20 protein-coding genes are annotated in these 18,062 nt (G+C 39.9%); all 20 read right to left on the bottom strand.

The window, feature by feature from the left end:
- Positions 1-7: 7 nt before the first annotated feature.
- The gene (locus ACZSMY_RS04440) at positions 8-1,111 is read right to left on the bottom strand and encodes a prephenate dehydrogenase (protein ID WP_042534138.1); all 1,104 of its coding nucleotides are present in this window, start codon (positions 1,109-1,111) and stop codon (positions 8-10) included.
- Between the two features lie 13 nt (positions 1,112-1,124).
- Positions 1,125-2,219 carry a histidinol-phosphate transaminase gene (hisC, locus tag ACZSMY_RS04435; protein WP_042534140.1) on the bottom strand — a complete coding sequence of 365 codons (1,095 nt, stop codon included), beginning with the start codon at positions 2,217-2,219 and terminating at the stop codon, positions 1,125-1,127.
- A gap of 3 nt (positions 2,220-2,222) precedes the next feature.
- Positions 2,223-2,597: a chorismate mutase gene (aroH, locus tag ACZSMY_RS04430; protein ID WP_042534142.1), complete on the bottom strand. Its 375-nt coding sequence runs from the start codon at positions 2,595-2,597 to the stop codon at positions 2,223-2,225.
- Positions 2,594-3,670, bottom strand: a complete 1,077-nt coding sequence (gene aroB, locus ACZSMY_RS04425) for a 3-dehydroquinate synthase (protein WP_042534144.1) — start codon at positions 3,668-3,670, stop codon at positions 2,594-2,596. The genes aroH and aroB overlap by 4 nt, the downstream gene beginning before the upstream one ends.
- Positions 3,671-4,840, bottom strand: coding sequence for a chorismate synthase (gene aroC / locus ACZSMY_RS04420; protein WP_042534146.1), 1,170 nt, complete (start codon positions 4,838-4,840; stop codon positions 3,671-3,673).
- Positions 4,841-5,028: 188 nt separating this feature from the next.
- Positions 5,029-5,802: a CheR family methyltransferase gene (locus ACZSMY_RS04415; protein WP_465147482.1), complete on the bottom strand. Its 774-nt coding sequence runs from the start codon at positions 5,800-5,802 to the stop codon at positions 5,029-5,031.
- A gap of 70 nt (positions 5,803-5,872) precedes the next feature.
- Positions 5,873-6,319 carry a nucleoside-diphosphate kinase gene (gene ndk / locus ACZSMY_RS04410; protein WP_042534150.1) on the bottom strand — a complete coding sequence of 149 codons (447 nt, stop codon included), beginning with the start codon at positions 6,317-6,319 and terminating at the stop codon, positions 5,873-5,875.
- A 96-nt stretch (positions 6,320-6,415) separates the two neighbouring features.
- The gene (gene hepT / locus ACZSMY_RS04405) at positions 6,416-7,387 is read right to left on the bottom strand and encodes a heptaprenyl diphosphate synthase component II (protein WP_042534152.1); all 972 of its coding nucleotides are present in this window, start codon (positions 7,385-7,387) and stop codon (positions 6,416-6,418) included.
- Positions 7,388-7,426: 39 nt separating this feature from the next.
- Positions 7,427-8,134, bottom strand: coding sequence for a demethylmenaquinone methyltransferase (gene menG, locus ACZSMY_RS04400; protein WP_193062180.1), 708 nt, complete (start codon positions 8,132-8,134; stop codon positions 7,427-7,429).
- 18 nt (positions 8,135-8,152) lie between these two features.
- Positions 8,153-8,920, bottom strand: a complete 768-nt coding sequence (locus ACZSMY_RS04395; RefSeq protein WP_042534156.1) for a heptaprenyl diphosphate synthase component 1 — start codon at positions 8,918-8,920, stop codon at positions 8,153-8,155.
- 397 nt (positions 8,921-9,317) lie between these two features.
- Positions 9,318-9,539: a trp RNA-binding attenuation protein MtrB gene (mtrB, locus tag ACZSMY_RS04390; protein WP_040981406.1), complete on the bottom strand. Its 222-nt coding sequence runs from the start codon at positions 9,537-9,539 to the stop codon at positions 9,318-9,320.
- Positions 9,540-9,714: 175 nt separating this feature from the next.
- Entirely contained in the window at positions 9,715-9,987 is a 273-nt protein-coding gene (locus ACZSMY_RS04385) for an HU family DNA-binding protein (RefSeq protein ID WP_040981409.1), read from the bottom strand.
- A gap of 344 nt (positions 9,988-10,331) precedes the next feature.
- Entirely contained in the window at positions 10,332-11,810 is a 1,479-nt protein-coding gene (gene spoIVA / locus ACZSMY_RS04380) for a stage IV sporulation protein A (RefSeq protein WP_042534158.1), read from the bottom strand.
- A 754-nt stretch (positions 11,811-12,564) separates the two neighbouring features.
- A complete protein-coding gene (locus tag ACZSMY_RS04375) occupies positions 12,565-13,287 on the bottom strand; it encodes a hypothetical protein (protein ID WP_084612976.1) in 723 nt (240 codons plus the stop codon).
- 13 nt (positions 13,288-13,300) lie between these two features.
- Complete coding sequence (locus tag ACZSMY_RS04370) at positions 13,301-13,507, bottom strand: DUF2768 family protein (RefSeq protein WP_306432738.1); 207 nt, start codon at positions 13,505-13,507, stop codon at positions 13,301-13,303.
- Positions 13,508-14,014: 507 nt separating this feature from the next.
- The gene (locus ACZSMY_RS04365) at positions 14,015-14,275 is read right to left on the bottom strand and encodes a stage VI sporulation protein F (RefSeq protein WP_042534167.1); all 261 of its coding nucleotides are present in this window, start codon (positions 14,273-14,275) and stop codon (positions 14,015-14,017) included.
- Positions 14,276-14,332: 57 nt separating this feature from the next.
- On the bottom strand, positions 14,333-15,373 hold the full coding sequence (locus ACZSMY_RS04360) for an NAD(P)H-dependent glycerol-3-phosphate dehydrogenase (RefSeq protein ID WP_042534169.1): 1,041 nt from the start codon (positions 15,371-15,373) through the stop codon (positions 14,333-14,335).
- Between the two features lie 14 nt (positions 15,374-15,387).
- Positions 15,388-16,698, bottom strand: coding sequence for a ribosome biogenesis GTPase Der (gene der / locus ACZSMY_RS04355; RefSeq protein WP_042534171.1), 1,311 nt, complete (start codon positions 16,696-16,698; stop codon positions 15,388-15,390).
- Positions 16,699-16,875: 177 nt separating this feature from the next.
- On the bottom strand, positions 16,876-17,061 hold the full coding sequence (locus ACZSMY_RS04350) for a capping complex subunit for YIEGIA (RefSeq protein WP_465147481.1): 186 nt from the start codon (positions 17,059-17,061) through the stop codon (positions 16,876-16,878).
- A complete protein-coding gene (locus ACZSMY_RS04345; protein ID WP_465147480.1) occupies positions 17,062-17,958 on the bottom strand; it encodes a YIEGIA family protein in 897 nt (298 codons plus the stop codon).
- Between the last annotated feature and the right edge of the window lie 104 nt (positions 17,959-18,062).

Below are 18,062 nucleotides of genomic sequence, written 5' to 3'. Positions count from 1 at the left end.
CTTGCCGTTAAGATTGGATCATCGTTTCAAATCCACGTTGTTTTAATATCTTCTGACCGGCTTCTTGCGCTTCTTTTGTGTAAAAGCTCAAGCGCAGTGCACCAGTAATTCCTTCCCGTACTTCAAGGATTTCAATGTTTTTAATACTTAATGATGCATTTGCCAGAATAAGCGCCACTTCAGCTATGGCACCCGGCTGGTCTGCAATATCAACGATAACATCGTAGAACGCCGGAATTGCACCGCGTCCGCCTTCATTTAATCCATCACGGTAATTTTTGGCGCTGTCTAAATACGTAATAACCTCTTCTTTTTCATTATCTTCAATCAGCTTTTTCAGCTGCTCCATTTCAACAATCCAATCATCCAGCATGGCAGACATTTTCGATTGATTGTGATAAAAAATATCCTGCCACATCACCGGGTTACTGGAGGCAATCCGGGTAATATCCCGAAATCCGCCTGCTGCAAGCTTCGGAAGGTAGGAGTGTTTTTTCTCCCATTTTCTCGCCTGATGGACAAGTGATGATGCTATAAGATGCGGAAAGTGAGAAATAACTCCTGTCATTTCGTCATGTTCATCAGATTGCAATACAACAAAGTTGCTTTTGGTTGCAGATAAAACGTCTCTTAATGTATCTACATTCTCCTCAGTTGCATTATCAAGAGGGGATAAAACATAAATGGCATTCTCAAATAAATGTTCCTTCGCCGCTTCAATCCCTTTCTTATGGGAGCCCGCCATTGGATGCCCGCCGATAAAACGGATGGCTTTATTGCTTAAACCATTTGCAGCAATAAGTACAGAACCTTTTACAGACGCTGTATCAGAGACAATCACATCTTTTTCGAAAGGAATGTCATCCAGTCTGGAAACAAGCTGAATCGTCTCTGAAATAGGTGCAGAAATAATAATAATATCCGCCTTTAATGCAGCTTCTTCAAAAGTGGTAAAAGCTTCATCAATGATACCATGATTCGAAGCAAAATGGAGTGTATTTTCGTTTACATCAAAACCGATTATGTAATGTTCGGACTCTTTTCTAATCGCTTTAGCAATGGACCCGCCTATGAGGCCGAGTCCAGCTATCAATACCTGCTGCTTTTTCATACATTCACCTTACCTAATTTAATTGTTCTTGATAATCTCTTAGTACGTTCTCCAATACCTTCATATCCTCTTCTTTTCCAATCGTAACACGAATGGTATTTGGAATACCTAATAATTCTCCAGGTCGGACAATAAAACCATGCTTGATTAAATAATCAAAAGCATCCATTCCGCTTTCCGGTGTTTTCACAAGTAAGAAATTCGCTTCTGATTCATAATAATCCCAGCCGATGGAAGTTAAAAAGGATTGAAATTGCTTTAATACTTTTTTATTTTTCTGATACGTATGCTGAATAAAATCCTGGTCTGAAAAGGCAATAACAGCAGCCTGCTGTGCTGCAGACGTTGTATTAAACGGACCACGGACCTTATCTAAGGTTTCCACAATCAATGGATCGGCGATTCCATAGCCAATACGCAGTCCTGCCAGTCCATAAGCTTTTGAAAATGTACGTAAAACAATCAGGTTTGGATATTTATCCAACAGTTTCAGAGCATTTAAATCCTTCTCAGGCTGCAAAAATTCAACATATGCCTCATCTAAAGCAATAAGTACATCTGAAGGGCATTTATTTAAAAAGTCCTCCAGCTCTTCTTTGGAAAGCGCAGTGCCTGTTGGATTGTTCGGTGTACAAATCCAGATAATTTTTGTATTATCCTGAACCGAGTCAAGCATCTTATCAAGCGGATGACTTCCATCCTCATTTACAGGATGCTCTATGATTTCTGCACCTTCGATTAAAGCATAATGCTTATATTGCGGGAATGTCGGTGTTGCCATAATAACCTGATCCCCTACAGTAAGATAAGAACGGCAAAGCATCTGAATAATTTCCTCCGAACCGCTTCCGAAAATAAGCGATTCCGGTCTTACATTTAATTTTTCGCTGATCAGATAGCGGAGTTCAGATGTATAGCCGTCCGGATAGATATTAAATACAGGCTCATTTATCTGGAAGACTTCCTTCACTTTATCTGAAAATCCATAAGGATTCTCATTAGAAGCCAATTTAACGATATAATCAAGACCGAATTCTTCTTGAATATCCTTTGTCTGCTTCCCTTGTTTATATGGACTAAGCTGTTTTAATACTTCTTTGCTTCTCATTACTTAACTATCCTTTCTTTCTAAAAGATCCGGACGCAGCTTTACAGCCTCTCTTTGAAATGTATGCTCAACCTCTTTTTGCTGTTTATCGGTATTGACAATCATCATAATTCGAATACATTTGGGCAGGCTGCCGGGGACATCGATTTCCTGCATACACATAACTGGGACATATTTCCATCCCTCAATGTCACGTAAGGCTTTCGCAGGGAATGCTGCGTTCACGTCCTTTGTCACTGAAATAAAAGCATGGGAAACGTCCTCTGCCTGAATATTATTTTTCTCTGCCATTTCCTGAACCAGTGCCCTGGTATGTTCAATAATTTCATTTGCTTCGTTATTTTCTACGGTTGTAGCACCGCGCACGCCTCTTGTCATAGCTTGTTCATCCTCTCTATATATGTTCTGATATAAGCCTCCACAGAGGAATCATGTAAGTTTGCGACAGTCGGCTCGCCCACTTGGTTCAGTAATACCATCTGAATATGTCCGGAAACGGACTTTTTATCTGCCTTCATGCTTTTGACGAGCTCGGCGATACGCTTTTCTTCTATGTCGATAACAGGATATTCATTTATTTTCATCCAATGGTGCAGTTCATGAAAAGGGAGCTCTTCCCCTGACATATCCTCGCTTACATGAAGCGCAAATAGCATTCCATTCGCAACGGCCTCTCCATGAGTTACCGTTCCATACCCCAATCTAGCTTCTAACGCATGTCCCAATGTATGACCGAGGTTTAAATATTTCCGGACACCAGATTCTCTTTCATCATCTTCTACGATAGCTGCTTTTACTTTTATACCAGCCTCTAAATGATTTTCCAGCTGCGCAGTGGTAACCTGCTGTAAAGACAGCGACAATAATTCTTCTGTCAGATGAATATCAGAAATAAATCCTTCTTTTAAAATTTCAGCATAGCCACTCCGAATTTCACGGTATGGTAAAGATGCCAGTGTTTCTGTGTCATATAAAACAGCTGCCGGAGGATAGAAACAGCCAATCAGATTTTTACCGGATTCATGATTGATAGCTACTTTGCCGCCCACACTGCTGTCATGTGCTAAAATAGTCGTCGGCATTTGAATATAATCGATTCCACGCATAAAGGTTGCAGCAACAAATCCGCCTAAATCACCTATAACACCGCCGCCCAAAGCAATGATGAGCGATTTACGATCTAAACCGCTCTCGATTGCCTTTGTCTGCAATTTGTAATATTGATCCATGTTTTTAGAAGCTTCCCCGGCTGGAACAATGTAAGAATAAACGTGTTGTCCCTCCAGGCTGCTTACAACATCCTGTAAATATTTATCAGCTATTTTATCGTCTGTTATCACCAAAATAGAGCTGTATTCCTTCTTTAACCACTTCTTTACGTGAAACCGTAATCCAGCTTCCATCACAATAGGATAGCTACGCTGGCTGGACTGGATTGTTAATTGTTTCATTTAGAAGCACCTGATTTCTTCTCTGTACTGATCAATTGCCTGTTTTAATTGCGGGAATCGGTCACTTGAAAATTGTTCTGTGACGGCTTTTGCAATTTCAAACGCGACAACATGCTCCATCACCACAGAAGCTGCCGGTACTGCACAAGCATCGGACCTTTCCACTGTTGCTTTAAATGGTTCTTTGGATTCAATATCCACACTTTGTAATGGGCGCTTCATCAATGTAGGTATAGGCTTCATTACCCCGCGAACAATGATTGGCATCCCTGTACTCATTCCGCCTTCCAAACCGCCAAGACGATTCGTTGTCCGATGATATCCATCTTCTTCATTCCATGCGATTTCATCATGTACTTCGCTGCCGTTTAAGCGGGCTGCTTCAAAACCGATTCCAAATTCCACACCTTTAAAAGCATTAATGCTGACAACACTCGCTGCAATTTTGCTATCCAGCTTTCGATCATAATGCACATAAGAACCGATTCCGGCAGGCAGGCCCTCTACATAAACCTCACAGATACCGCCGATAGAGTCGCCAACTTTTTTCGCTTCATCTATTGCATCCATCATTGGCTGTTCCACATTAGAATCTAATACCATTACAGGAGAATCCCCAGAAATTTCAGCGCGTTCTTTCGCTGTTAAATCATTTTTTTCTTCTGCCCGAATCCCTGCGATTTCTTTCACATATCCAGTAACATAGATACCCAATTGCTCTAAAAGTGATTTTGCCACTGCACCTGCAGCAACTCGAGCGCCCGTTTCTCTTGCAGAAGAGCGTTCTAATACATTACGCATATCACGATGCCCATATTTCAGACCGCCATTTAAATCTGCATGTCCCGGACGAGGTTTTGTTACGACTCTGCGCAGTTTGGCTCCGTCCTCCAGCGGATCTGCTCCCATAATATCTGTCCAATGCTTAAAATCATCATTATGTATCACCAGTGACACAGGAGATCCCAATGTATATCCGTGACGTACTCCGCTTGTAATATCTACCGTATCTTTTTCAATTTGCATTCTCTTGCCTCTGCCATGCCCGCCTTGTCTTCTGCGCAGGCTCTCATTAATATCTTCTGCCTTTAATTCCATCTGTGAAGGCAGGCCCTCGATAATTGTCGTTAATTGTTTTCCATGTGATTCTCCAGCTGTTAAGTAGCGCACTACACATTCTCCTTTATCTTTATAAAGCTATTAAAATAAGATACGTATAAACGTTGTTATTATCCATACATTTTGCAATATGAACATGTCATATTTTTTAGATAATATCGAATATACTTTACCCTTTTAAATAGTTGAAAGTTTTCTAATTACTATACCATATAAAAGCCCGTTTCGGGTAGTATAAATTATTGTTTCCGATAAAAAAAGCTGTCTTCTAAATAAAAACCAAACTGTTCTGCATTAAATATCTGTTCTGTACTGCCGACGAATAAGCAGCCTCCTTTCGTTAATGCTTTATTAAAATGATGGAATATATTATTTTTTGCTTCATCGGTAAAATAAATCAATACATTTCGACAGACGATAAGATCTACATCTCTAGGGTAAGTATCTTCTAATAGATTATGGCGTTCAAAACGAATATGCTTTCTTAAAGACGGATCAACTTGAAAAATGGTCCCCTGTGATGTAAAATACTTTTTCTTCAGAGCAGCCGGGAGTTCTTTTAAAGAACGCTCTTGATAGTTTCCTTGTTTTGCTGCGCTTAAAACAGCCTGATCAAAATCTGTAGCACGAATCTGGTAACGTAAACCCGGAAAGTATTCTTCCAGCATCATTGCGAGAGTATATGGCTCTTCCCCAGTAGAACAGGCAGCGCTCCAAATCGTAATTTTTCTTTTATTTTTTGTTAATTCTGGAATAATCTTTTTTTGCAGAACATCCCATCGATTTGGATTCCGGTAAAATTCCGATACGTTTATAGTTAATTTCTCTGTGAATTCTTCCAATAACTTGGTATCCTTTTGACAGGCTGAAAAATAATCTATGTAGCTTCTAAAACCATGTTTATCTCTTAAAGTCGTGATTCTTCGTTTCATCTGCGCTTCTTTATATAAGCTCAAATTCAGTTTAAGTGATTGATGCACCTTCTGCTTCATTAAATCATAATCATCTTTCATTCGTTAACCTCCTCTGCTTGTACGCAAAAACCCCCGTATATTTAACGGAGGTTTCGACAACGCTTTCAGTTTAATAAATCCACGCATCCTGTTGTTTGTTATAAGAATTCAATTCCTTCTCGTCAAAAAAGAGGTCAATCTCTCTTGAAGCGCTTTCTAAAGAGTCCGAACCATGAATGATATTCTTGCCAACATTAATGCCGTAGTCGCCCCGGATTGTTCCCGGGAGTGCTTCTGATGGATTCGTTTTCCCCATCATGGTACGAGCAGAAGCAACGACATTTTCGCCTTCCCATACCATGGCAAAAACTGGTCCGGAAGTAATGAAATCAACCAGTTCCCCAAAGAATGGGCGCTCCTTATGCTCGCCATAATGTGTTTCAGCTAAATCTGTAGATATTGTCATTAATTTAGCTCCGGCTAATTTAAACCCCTTTTGTTCAAATCGTGCAACAATATCTCCAATTAAGTTACGCTGCACACCATCTGGTTTTACCATTAAAAAAGTTCTTTCCATTAAAATCACCCTGCCCCTATGTAATTATAATAAATGAAAAATGTAGCCTCTAAAATAGTAACAAATTATCAGACAAATAACAATATCTTTATTTAATCAGGAACGCCTTTTTCCAATAAAAGTAGCAATATCTTGTAAACTTTTCTTTGCCCTGGACGATTTCAGGCCATCTAAAGATTTCAACGCTTTTTGCAGATAAAGGTCGCTGACTGCATAACTTCTTTGAATAGCATCTGTATTTTTTAAGCAGGCAATCAGCTTCTGCATTGTTTTTTCATCAATGTCCTGATTGCTGTTGATCAATGTCACCAATTGATTTCTTAATTCCTGATCCTCCATTGCATATAGAACAGGGAGCGTGATATTACCCTGTAATAAATCATTTCCTGCCGGTTTCCCAAGTTCTTTTGCAGTAGATGTAAAATCTAGGATATCGTCAATAATTTGATAAGACATGCCGACATTATAGCCGTAACGATACATTTTATTTGCATCCTGTTCACTTAACCCGCCGACGAGCGCACCCAGTTTGCAGCTGCACGCTATCAGTAATGCCGTTTTCCGTTTTATCCGGCGCAGATAGTCCCGAAAATTTTGATTCCATTGGTATTTAAATTGAATTTGTTCAATTTCCCCAATGGATACTTCAACAAGTGTTTTGGATAATAAAGTATGTATTCTCGGATCATCTATTTTTGTTATTTCTTCCAGAGCTCTTGCAAGAATGAAATCGCCTGTGTACATTGCAATCCGGTTTCCATATTGAGAAGCGGTTGTCGGTTTCCCGCGACGCAGCTCAGCTTCATCAATCACGTCATCATGAACAAGCGTTGCCATATGAATAAGCTCTAGCGTTACAGCAACTTTTTGTATTTTTTCAAAGTCATAATCCCCTATTTGACATGAAAGCAAAACAAAAACAGGACGAATGCGTTTCCCTCCTGCTTTCAATAATGCTGTAGAAGCGTCTCGAAGTACGGGATGTTCAGCCTGAATGCTCTTCTGTAATGTTTTTTCAATAGTGTCCATATCTTTTGTTAAAAATCCATAAATCTTTGGTAGTCTCATGTACGTCACCTTATTTTACTAGTAAATTCATTCTTTATTTTAAGATTTATGCCCCATATGCATCGCAGCACCGCCACCGGCATACATTTTGACATCGACATGCTTGAAGCCTGCATCAAAGAACATTTGCTTCAATTTGTCCTTCCCTGGAAAATCCTTTGCGGATTCCTGCAGCCAGGAATATTCTTGATAGCTTTTCGCAAATACTTTTCCAAAAAGCGGCATAATAAAACGGAAATAAAAATAATATAACTGCCTATAGCCAATCAGTGTAGGCTGAGAGGTTTCCAGACAAACCACCATTCCTCCCGGTTTAACCACCCGGTACATTTCTTTTAAAACCGCCATATAGTCAGGAACATTTCGTAAGCCAAAGCCAATTGTTACGTAATCAAACTGATTGTCATCAAAAGGAAGCTCCATCGCATTGCCATGCATCCATTCAATCTCATCCAGCTGTTCCTGCTTTCCTTTTTCTCTGGCAATAGACAGCATGTTCTCACTGAAATCAAGCCCTATGACCTTTCCTTCAGCTCCGACAGCTTTCGCTAAGGAAATAGCCCAGTCTCCTGTACCGCAGCATACGTCCAATGCACTGTCTCCCGGCGATACGTGCATTCGTTTCATAACATCTTTACGCCATAGCGTATGCTGTTTAAACGAAATTACCGAGTTCATGGAATCGTAGTTTTCATATATTCTCTCAAAGACGTGATGGACACGTTCTTCCTTGGATGAAAAACCCATAATTCATTACACTTCCTTTTAAAGTCTTGACGTTCTTATTTCTTTCGTTTCCCGGGAATAAATAAATTGCTCCATAAATAAACTAGAGCTGGATAATTCCGAAACATCACGGTAAACAGCTTTTTCAAAATCCCGAATCAATTTCCCGTCAATCAGCGGAATCGAAGTTGCTTTATTATTACGTGCTTCCCACTCTTTGCGCAGTAAAGTATATCCGTTATCTGCTTCTTCTGTATCTAAACGGCGATACATCAGCCAGTTTTGAATAATCGATTCTAATTCAGGATCATGCAGATATTTAGCAACATGTACCAGCACGGATGCATTTAATTTCATTTTGATATTTAACCAGGTTTCAAGCGGTAATTGTTCTTCATAGTATAAAGTAACTTTTAGTTCATTTATTTCACGAATCGCATTCGCGAGTATCTGGATAAACTGAATTTCCCCCGCTTCTGCAAGCAATAAATAATACAGTCCGCTATAGTAATCTCCTGAGAGGACCTGAAGCTGCTTCTCAATCATTTCATTTTCTGTATCAGCATGTTGTTTGACCGGAACAAAATCATGTGTATCCAGGGCGATTTGAACAAGCATGGTTGAAATAATATACTTTTCACGCTGCAAAGGAGTTAATGATTTATGTTGTTCAACAAGAAATAGCAATAAATTCCACTTTTCTTCATCGATCACTGGATAACGTATATGCTTATGAATGTAAGAATCATATAATTTATTTTCCAGTATTTTTCTATAACCTCTATCTGTTGTAATAAATGTAGTCAACACTATCACCCGGACCCTTTCAGCCTTTCTTTGCTCTAGCTATTATAGCACATTTTAAATGTTATAAAAACGAAAGAACTTATTCTATTATAGGCTTGGTCTTAGAAAACCTCGCATTCGCTTGTTTTTCAGCGAATCCACAGCCTTTCTTATCCTGTCCTATCGTGCAAAAAAATAAAAACCCCTATTCCAACTGCTTCTGTCAGAGAAACAATATCCAGAATATTTTTCGGCATCGAAACATCGCCGCTGCTCACAGAAATGAACAAGTCTTTATCTCACATGGACTGGAAAACAAATAACCTTCCAGCTGTTTCCTAACTTTCTTCAGGTGGAGTTGTTTTTGAGCGAGGCTATGGATCACTTCGTAAAATACTAATAAGGGGATGTTATTATATTAATTTTCTATTTCGCCATGACTTGTTTGAATAAGTGCTTTACCGCGAACTTTAATAGCAGAAGTATGTTCTGTGAATTGAGCAATCATAATTTCGCCTTGGTCCAGTTTTTCAGAATGATGGAATTTTGTATTGCTTCCACGCGTCAGGCCAATAACATGAACACCGTCTTCTAATGCTTTAATAACGAAATAATCTGCTTTTGCGTTCTGATCATTCATACATTACTCCTCCTTAAATGGAATTCTTTATGTAAAATAAATCTATTTAAATAACATCTTTGCTTTAATAGGCTGTTCAGCCCCTTGATGCTTTTCTCATGCAGAAATAAGGAAAGGGACACGTTTATCAACGTATCCCTCCCTTTTGTACACTCCTGTCCGGATATGTAAAATATTATTTTACACTATCCTTAAGAGCTTTACCTGGTTTGAAAGCAGGAACTTTGCTTGCAGGAATTTCGATTTCTTCTCCTGTTTGTGGATTGCGTCCTTTACGTGCAGAACGTTCACGAACTTCAAAGTTACCAAAACCGATTAGTTGTACTTTTTCACCATTCTTCAGTGAATCCATGACTGCATCAAATACTGCATCCACAGCTTTTGTTGCATCCTTTTTTGAAAGATCGCTCTTCTCAGCCACAGCATTTACTAAATCTGTTTTATTCATGACATTCACCTCCTCCCAGGATGTTCTTTAGACAAATAGGCTAGTTAGTCTGCCTATCCCATGGTCTGTTTCATCAAAGTCACCCTAATATGTGATGACAAGGCTTATAATAAACGAGTTTGGAATAAAATTCAACAAAAACTATCGATTTCTCTAGAATTTATTGAGATTTTACATAAAAATTCCTTTTTCTTAAGAGAAACAGGCTAAACTCTTATGCAACAAGCATTGTCACCTTTCCATAAATCTATACGGTGTTTTGCAGATTTTTTAGCCGTTCTGACAAAAAAATTATAAAAAAAATAAACAGCTATCAATTTAGCTGCTTATCGAGAAGTGTTTTTTTATAAAATAATAGCGATTAAACCGCCTGACCCTTCGTTAATAATTCTCTCTAGGGTATCTTTTAATTTATATCTTGCATTCTCTGGCATTAACGAGATTTTAGCTTGAATACCTTCTCTGACAATCGAACTGAGCGATCTGCCAAAAATATCTGATTCCCAGATAGACAGCGGATCTTCTTCAAAATCCTGCATCAGATAACGGACCAGCTCTTCACTTTGTTTTTCGGTTCCGATAATAGGAGAGAATTCAGATTCTACTTCGACCCGAATCATATGAATAGACGGGGCAACAGCTTTCAGACGGACACCGAACCTGGAGCCCTGACGGATGATTTCCGGTTCATCCAGCTGCATATCCTCTAAACTGGGAGCAGCAATACCATAGCCGGTTTGTTTTACCATTTGCAGAGCACCTGAAACTTGATCATACTCTCTTTTCGCATAGGCAAAATCCTGCATTAGCTCTAATAAATGGTCTTTACCTCGAATCTCCTCCCCGACAATCTCCTTCAGAACATGGTCATATAACTGATCAGGGGCATGCAAGTCGATTTCGGCAATACCCTCGCCCATCTCCATCCCTGCTAAATTGGCACCTTCAATATGTTCATAATCTCTGAAATGGCCAACGATATGGTCGACATCACGCAAGCGTTTTATATCCTTTACGGTATCTTGAATGGCCTCCTGATAATTTTGACGAAGCCAGTGATCTTCTTTTAAAACCATTACCCAGCTAGGCAGGTTTACATTTACCTCAAGTACCGGAAATTCGAATAATGCTTCACGCAGTACACTATAGACATCATGTTCTGTCATTGTTTCTACGCTCATCGCTAATACCGGAATATCATGCTGCTCCGTCAGCTCTTCCCGAAGCAAAGTTGTTTTTTGACTGTGCGGTTCTGTAGAATTGATTACCATAATAAATGGCTTGCCAACCTCTTTTAACTCTTCAATCACTCTTGTCTCAGCTTCAATATAGTCTTCTCTATCTATTTCACCGATAGTACCGTCTGTTGTCACGACAACGCCAATGGTAGAATGCTCCTGAATTACTTTACGGGTTCCTATTTCTGCTGCATCATGAAACGGGATAGGGTCCTCGTACCACGGTGTATGAATCATACGCGGGCCATTTTCGTCCTCAAACCCTTTCGCCCCTTCTACAGCGTATCCAACACAATCAACAAGACGGACATTTACATCTAATCCATCTTCCACATTTACTTGAACAGCCTGATTCGGAACAAACTTTGGTTCTGTTGTCATAATGGTTTTTCCTGCTGCGCTCTGCGGTAATTCATCATGTGCTCTTGCTCTTTCACTTTCACTTTCAATATTAGGAAGTACAACCAACTCCATGAATTTCTTAATAAAGGTGGACTTTCCCGTACGGACTGCTCCGACGATTCCAAGATATATGTCGCCATTTGTACGTTTCGATATATCCTTAAAAATATCTGTTTTTTCCAAAAGATCCCCTCCCGATCTCCGTACTTTGATATACATCACCCGTAATAGTTGGACACTAACAGTCTATGACGTTGTCCTATTAGATTATGACTAAGTTTTACACATTTTTATCACACGTCCATCAGACGTCATATTTGACTTTAAAAGGTCCTCTAAGCAAGCTACAAATAAAACACAGGTGTTTATAAACAAACTTTATATCTCATGTATATGCAGCATGAATCTATTTATTCTGTTTTGTTTGAAGACGACAAAGAAAACCAAAAATATTGGTTGGTCTTTAAATCACCGGTGTCCTCGCCGAAGCGATGTCCGCTGCGGGAAGTCGCTTTCCGCGGGCAACGTTCAGCCTCCTCGGAAGAAAACTGCTTCCTGCGGGGTCTTCACCTGTTGCTTTTCCCGCAGGAGTCGACTTCCCTCCGCTCCCATCTTTGAAGAAATATGTTTTATTTGCTTTCTTTCAAAGAAATGAAGCTGATTCTAGCGGTGGAAAAACACGGAGACTCCTATGGGAAAGCGCAATGGTCTTCGGTGGGGCAAGTAATCGCAAAAGCTCTTCGATGGGACGAGTAATCGCAGTCCCAGTCCCAGTGTGAAGACACCGCAGAAAAAAGTGAACTTCTTTTTTTCGAGGAAGCTGAGCGCAAGCCCATGGAAAGCGTAGTGTTTTTCCGGAGCGGCTATTTTTATAAACATTTTTATTCTTCAAAAAAAGCCATACAGTTCAATTATTGAAACTGCATGGCTTTTCTATTTAGTCTTCTTCCATAAATACGGCTTGTCCATCTTCTACGGTATAAGGCAGGGAATATGCTGGAACAAACGGATAATTATCCACTAAAAGATAACGGATATCATCGCCCTCTTCATAGCCATGATTATCCTCTTCCAGCGCCTGATTCAAATCATAAGAATAATCAATATATAATTTGCCGTCTAAATCCATCACAATCGGCAAATCAGCCTGCGAATAAGGACTTTTCGCAGTCGGCGGTTCACTTAATCCGAGCTTTTCATAATCCACCGTGTATATTTGATCTGTGATCTGCTGTCCGTAAGCTGGATATGTGTGCTCTTGCCTGTAAACGTCTAATCGTACATTGACGCTTCGCAATTGCTCCGTGGTTTGTAAATCAATAAGGCGGACTTGCAAATCGTCTTCCGGGTCAATAATCGTATACTGATAGACGCCGCCCTCTTCAAAAGAGTTTCCAGGCAGTTCAGACAAATAACCTTTCTCCAGCATCTGCTTAAAATCAATCAAATACTTTTCAAAGATATGTGTGTCGCTGTCTTTCGTCTGAATCGGCACTAAACCATCTTCCTCTTCTCTATAGGTTTCAACTGCCTGCTGGACAACAGCTAACTGTTCTTCATTCGGAATCTGATTTTCCGACCGCTCGCTTTGAGGATACATACAGCCGCTTAAAAGCAAGAACATAAAGGGTATCGTCAATAAATATGTATATTTCATCATGAAACTCCTTTTCCTATCTTGTTGGTCCACTAAATGTAACATATAAAATAATCAAAGCACCGCTGACGAGACTTATATAAGCTAAAAATGTAATAATACTGCCAAACCAGCCTCGCAGCTTTGTTCTGCTCCAGACAATCAAGCCTGTAGCTAAGATTAATAAAAACATCCCGACAAAGGATATATACATCATTAACATGGATACTGACAAAGCGTTCACCCCTATTTCAATCAAAATACATTTTACCAGATGCTATTATAACATAACTTCTGGGCGATGTACTCTAAGATAACTGACGAAACATTGAACATTTTAAACGCTTTCTTTCGCATTCAGTTGAAATTGTCTTTTCTTCATATAAAAACCTGCGGCAAAGGGGGTATCTTCACCACAGGTTGACTAAATAATATCCTCAGCAACTCTATTCCTTGAATGCTGGTGCGATTTATCTTATGCAGTATTTTGAAAATCTGTATACTCAACTGCCTATAAAGTGAAACTTTATTCAGCGGAGATTTTTTTATCCCCGCTGAATAAAGAACAAAGGCTAGGACCGCGGTTACTCGCCCCATCGTAAAATGTTATCTTGGGCGCCTTTGTAGCATACATCCTGCAGACCCGATGTATCAGGCCGCTACTGGCTGCCACTATTCCCGCATAGAATTTTCGAGTTCTCTCATTTTCGTGACACGGGAATTGCACAGCCAGTTATACTGTGATAAAAACCTATTTCTTAAATAAATTATTTAACGAATTGACATCCCCAGGCATTTTATTTTTGACAATGGATTGTACAATTTTGTCTTCTTTTTCTTTTGAAAGGGGTTTACCTGCCATCTGTGAAAGCTGTTTCACAAGATTTCGAACGGTTTTTTCATCCGAAAAATTTGCATGCTTTACCGAATCAGCTACTTTATAGACTTCCTCAGGACGAATGTTTGTGTTCTTTTGTATCTTATCAAACATACCTTTTTGAAAATTATTCACATGATTTCCTCCTTGCAGTTCATTCGTCACAGTATATGCAAGAAGGAAAGTTATGTGTTACTTATCCGAATAACGTTCTTTTAAAAGATTGCTTATATCATCCATTTCCTGACGCTTATTCCGGCTCATTAATTCGTCTACAACGTCCTTTGGTTTTTTATCCTCAAAAAGCACTTGGAAGATTCCTTGGGTAATCGGCATCTCAACACCCTGCTCTTCCGCAAATTGGTGTGCTGCCTGCACTGTCCGGACACCTTCTACCACCATGCCCATTTCTTCTAAAACCTGGTCGAGATTCATCCCCTTACCTAACAGGTTTCCAGCTCTCCAGTTTCTGCTGTGGACACTTGTACAGGTAACAATCAAATCTCCTACACCTGACAGACCAAGGAAGCTTAATGGATTAGCTCCCAAGGATGTACCAAGGCGGGCAATTTCGGCTAAACCGCGTGTAATCAAAGCTGCTTTTGCATTATCTCCATAGCCGAGACCATCTGAAATACCGGCTCCTAATGCAATAATATTTTTGAGAGCTCCTCCGACTTCGATCCCCAAAATATCATCGCTTGTATAAACACGTAAATTTTCACTGTTGAATAAATCTTGCGCTTGACGGGCCCTGTCCAGATTGACTGCTGATACAGATACTGTCGTCGGATGACGCAATGCCACCTCTTCTGCATGACTCGGTCCGGATAACACCACAATGTTCTCATAAGGGAAATCAGGAATCTCCTCCGAAATCATTTCAGATACACGTTTCAACGAACCGGGCTCAATCCCTTTTGTCGCATGGATAATCTGTGTGCTTGAATGAATATCATCTTTTAACTGCTGACAAACCTCACGAATTGCTTTTGTCGGAACAACGATAACAACTGCATCTGCATCTTTTACAGCTTCCTTCATGTCATGAAATGCAGTTATAGCGTCGGGAATATCAACGTCCAGGTATTTGTTATTCCGGCGAGTTTGGTTGATTTCGTCTACATGCTCCTGTCGATGTGCCCACAATCGCACCTCATGCCCATTATCAGCTAAAACTATTGCAAGTGCTGTTCCCCAGCTGCCTGCTCCAAGTACTGCAACCTTACGCATCGTATCTCTCCCCTTTACTGTCTCCGCCGTGCAAATATTTTTATCGGAGTTCCTGCAAAATCAAAAGCATCTCTAATTTTATTCTCTAAAAATCGTTCATAAGAAAAATGCATGAGTTCCGGGTCATTCACAAACACGACAAAGCTAGGCGGTTTCACAGCTACCTGTGTCGCATATAACACTTTCAGCCTTCTCCCCTTCAATGTTGGCGTCGGATTCATTGCAATGGCATCCATAATCACGTCATTGAGAACATTTGTCTGAACACGCTTCGAATGATTTTCGCTTGCTAATTGAACCATTGGAATCAGCGTATGAAGCCGTTTTTTTGTTTTTGCAGACAAAAATACAATTGGTGCATAATCTAAATACTGAAAATGCGCCCGGATTTTTGTTTCAAAATCCTTCATTGCTTTTTCGTCACTGTCCACCGTATCCCACTTGTTTACAACGATAACAATTGCCCGGCCTGCCTCGTGTGCATAACCCGCAATCTTCTTATCCTGCTCTCTGATGCCCGTTTCTGCGTCAATTAATACCAAGACCACGTCTGAGCGTTCAATCGCCCGCAGCGCCCTTAAAACGCTGTATTTCTCTGTACTTTCATAAACCTTACCGCGTTTACGCATTCCAGCTGTATCAATAATCACAAAATCTTGGTCATCTTTACGTAATTTCGTATCGATAGCATCTCTGGTTGTGCCTTCTATTTCACTTACAATCACGCGATTTTCATTTAATAAAGCATTTACCAGGGAGGACTTTCCTACATTTGGTCGGCCGATTAAACTAAAGTAAATCGTATCGTCCTCTTTTTCTGTTTCCTCATTTTCCGGAAAGTGAGCCACTACTTCATCCAGCATATCTCCCAGCCCGAGACCATGTGTTCCGGAAATAGGAAACGGCTGTCCAAATCCCAAGGCATAAAACTCATACACCATTTCACGCATTTCGGGGTTGTCCATCTTGTTCACGGCTAAAACAACCGGCTTATTGGATTTGAATAAAAGCTTTGCAACCTCTTCATCGGCTGCAGTAATACCTTCTCTGCCGTTAAGCATAAAAATAATAACATCTGCTTCATCAATGGCAATTTCAGCCTGCTGTCTCATTTGATTTAATAATGGCTCATCGACCATTTCAATACCGCCAGTATCTATTATGTTAAATGTTTGATTTAACCATTCTGCTTCCGAATAAATACGATCGCGGGTTACACCAGGTGTATCTTCCACGATAGAAATTCTTTCTCCAACTAATCGATTAAATATCGTTGATTTACCAACATTTGGTCTACCAACAATCGCTACTACAGATTTCCTCACGTAAGGAACATCCTCTCTTTTTTCAAAATTCCTTCTAAAATATCAGCAGGTTATACGATCCAGTAATACACAATCTCACTGCATCTCAGTCTTTATTCTAGCAAAAGTAGGAAAGTTCCACAACGAAATATATTAGCGCTTGTTTAAAATGATTTTATTTGAAGCAGTCCCCTCCTTTTAATGTTTTACAATAATATAGACCTCATCACTCAAACGATGTGCAATGCCATCCATAATCGCTTCCAGATTGGTTGAAAATAATTGAAGCTCCTCATTCGAGGAACAGATAAAGATAGGAGCCCCTCCTCCAACTTGCTCTTCTTTTGTGGTGATGACAGCTAAAATCGCTTTTTCCACAATCATTTACTTTTTACCCCCTTTTAAAAATGTAGCTTCCGAAGGCATCTTAATCGCATTTTCTAATACTGGAACGGATCCGATTACTTTTTTAGCCAGCTCCGCGTCCCGAACAAGCGGCAAAATGAAAACACCCAGCCTGCCATCATCTAAATCACGTTTTATTAATGGCGTTAATGCAGGAGTCCCTGCATCTTTATAAACTCCTAATGTGGCAGAAACATCATGTAAGATGGCCTGCTGCTGCCCCAGATTACTGATTGTCGTGATTACATTAATGTTTTTGGGTGTCAGTATAAATCCCATTCCATACTTTAAAAGCTCTTTTTGCCTCTCTTCTATCCCGATATTCATGATGTAAATATTATCAACATACAAGCCGGCCCCGTCAAAGGAGATATCTGATTCTTCTATTTCAACAATATCTCTTAACGAAGACCCGCTCATAAAGCTAAGCGCTGCAACGATGGTTAATACACCAACAACGGTGGAAGGAAACCATCCCCAATTTATATAAGCAAACGTTGTTAAAAAGGCTGCAAACATAACAAGATAATTTCTTCCTTCAAAAGAAATAGCAATCCCTTCAATGTAAGTGCTGCCTCTGGAGACCAGCTCGAATTGATCCAGTTCTGTTAACGTATTTCGCTCCATATTCCGGACATCTCTAAATTGAGTTGCGGCTACCGTTAAGAAGGTTACGGCTGTAAATTCCATTTCCAATAAAGCAGGAATTGCCAATGCACCAAGTGACGCAGCTATAAATCCTAATGATAAGTGAATAATCCTGCCATGCAGATAGGTGGGATACTGCCTATAATCACTACGTAATGTGATTAATCTGGCCAGTGTCCCCGCAACCACTCCAAATAAAATTGCTTGTGCGTAATATTCAATTTCCATACAAACCACCTCTTTTTCTTATGTGTTAGTATGGCTTTTTTTAAACGGATTATTTATAAAACCCCTATTCACTCGGCCTTATTGTACTAAAAAAGCTGCACATT

The organism is Oceanobacillus sp. B139/18, from assembly GCF_055524595.1.
The sequence above is the reverse complement of the archived record's forward strand: the minus strand, read 5'-3'. Positions and strand labels throughout refer to the sequence as shown.

Bases quoted from the DNA above. Each gene is read 5' to 3' on its own strand.
- hepT (WP_042534152.1), bottom strand. From the start codon at position 7,387: ATGAGACTACCAAAGATTTATGGATTTTTAACAAAAGATATGGACACT.
- menG (WP_193062180.1), bottom strand. From the start codon at position 8,134: ATGGGTTTTTCATCCAAGGAAGAACGTGTCCATCACGTCTTTGAGAGA.
- ACZSMY_RS04375 (WP_084612976.1), bottom strand. From the start codon at position 13,287: ATGATGAAATATACATATTTATTGACGATACCCTTTATGTTCTTGCTT.
- ACZSMY_RS04345 (WP_465147480.1), bottom strand. From the start codon at position 17,958: ATGGAAATTGAATATTACGCACAAGCAATTTTATTTGGAGTGGTTGCG.
- aroB (WP_042534144.1), bottom strand. From the start codon at position 3,670: ATGAAACAATTAACAATCCAGTCCAGCCAGCGTAGCTATCCTATTGTG.
- ndk (WP_042534150.1), bottom strand. From the start codon at position 6,319: ATGGAAAGAACTTTTTTAATGGTAAAACCAGATGGTGTGCAGCGTAAC.
- ACZSMY_RS04360 (WP_042534169.1), bottom strand. From the start codon at position 15,373: ATGCGTAAGGTTGCAGTACTTGGAGCAGGCAGCTGGGGAACAGCACTT.
- ACZSMY_RS04440 (WP_042534138.1), bottom strand. From the start codon at position 1,111: ATGAAAAAGCAGCAGGTATTGATAGCTGGACTCGGCCTCATAGGCGGG.
- mtrB (WP_040981406.1), bottom strand. From the start codon at position 9,539: ATGAATGATCAGAACGCAAAAGCAGATTATTTCGTTATTAAAGCATTA.
- hisC (WP_042534140.1), bottom strand. From the start codon at position 2,219: ATGAGAAGCAAAGAAGTATTAAAACAGCTTAGTCCATATAAACAAGGG.
- ACZSMY_RS04415 (WP_465147482.1), bottom strand. From the start codon at position 5,802: ATGAAAGATGATTATGATTTAATGAAGCAGAAGGTGCATCAATCACTT.
- aroH (WP_042534142.1), bottom strand. From the start codon at position 2,597: ATGACAAGAGGCGTGCGCGGTGCTACAACCGTAGAAAATAACGAAGCA.
- ACZSMY_RS04350 (WP_465147481.1), bottom strand. From the start codon at position 17,061: ATGATTGTGGAAAAAGCGATTTTAGCTGTCATCACCACAAAAGAAGAG.
- ACZSMY_RS04385 (WP_040981409.1), bottom strand. From the start codon at position 9,987: ATGAATAAAACAGATTTAGTAAATGCTGTGGCTGAGAAGAGCGATCTT.